Raw genomic sequence first — 1,283 nt, forward strand, 5'->3', positions numbered from 1 at the left:
CAGGGCTCCGGCAAAGTCGTTGATCATGCCGTGAGGAAGAGATTGACGGGACGGTCGGTGTCGCGGGCGTGATGTCGCAGGGCGGCGGCGATGTTGTGGTGGCCGTGGAGGCGGAGGAGAGTGATCGCGGTGTTGCGGAGGCCGGCCATGACGCGGGGTGCGTTGCCGGTGCGGACCCGGGAGCGGTCCTCGTCGAAGGTGACATCGCGGACCCAGTGCAGGCGGTTCTCGATCTCCCAGTGCGACTGCACCCATGTGGCCAGAACCTCCGGGGGTGCGGTGCGGGCGTCCGCGCTGGTGATCAAGTAGACGATCTCGACCGTCCGCCTGCCCTTCCTGGTGACGGTACGCCGCATCTGGGCGACCTGCGCGGCCCCGGTGAAGTCGATCCAGGCGGGAACATCGGCGACCTTGATCGTGCGGGTGGCGCGGCGCCCGTGTCCGCGCTCCGTCCTGGCGACGGCGGGCATCGGGGCCCAGGGCAGCTCCTTGAGCTGCGCGTACAAAGACTTCTGATTGGCCTTCACGGTCAGGACGTAGTCGGCGCCGGCCTCGGTGACCAGCGCCGCGGTGTCGTGCTGGGTGTGCAGCGCGTCCATCGTGACCACTGTCCCGTCCAGATCGAGGGTTTTCAGCAGGTGACGGGCCGCGGGTATCTCGTTGCTCTTCTCGCTCACGGCGACCTGGCCGAGCACCGCGCCCGATCCGTGCGCGAGCGCGGCGACCAGGTGCGGGGCCGAGGCATCACCGACACGTGCACCCCGCACGGTCTTGCCGTCGACGGCGATCACCCGCCGGCCCGCGACCAGCGCGGTCCGCGTCGCGGCCCAAGTCCCGAGGACGGCATCGAGACGGTCCGCATCCAGCCTCGCGAACAGACGGCGCAGCGTCGACTCGTCCACCGATCCCCGCTCCAGACCCAGCCGCGTCATGGCCCCGGCCCCCGCGTCCCGGGCCCACTCCCCGATGGCCGTGAACCCCCGTGCCCCGGCGATCACCGCGCACACCGCGACGGCGATCAGAGCGCCCACCGGATGACGGACCCCGCGCCGCCGGCGCGGATCAGGTATCCGGCCGAGCAGCTCGACGAGGAGCTCCTGATCCGGGACGGACGTGCGAACAGGTGCACAGATGCGGGACGATGGCATGGCGCGGGCGTTGTTCCCTGGTCGGACAGAAGGCGTAGGAACCTCCATCCAACCGGACCGGAACACGCCCGCGCACCTCACTCAGCGGCAAAACCCCACGTCACAGGGCTGCCAGACGACTTTGCCGGAGCCCTG

Annotated in this window: 1 protein-coding gene; it reads right to left on the reverse strand. The window is 70.2% G+C overall.

Annotation, left to right across the window (positions count from 1 at the left end):
- Positions 1-23: 23 nt before the first annotated feature.
- Positions 24-1,148 (reverse strand): ISAs1 family transposase, encoded by a 1,125-nt coding sequence (locus tag ACFW2Y_RS35920; RefSeq protein ID WP_384887973.1) that lies wholly within the window; start codon positions 1,146-1,148, stop codon positions 24-26.
- Positions 1,149-1,283 lie beyond the last annotated feature (135 nt).

The organism is Streptomyces sp. NPDC058877, assembly GCF_042742855.1.
In the GTDB taxonomy this organism is placed as follows: domain Bacteria; phylum Actinomycetota; class Actinomycetes; order Streptomycetales; family Streptomycetaceae; genus Streptomyces.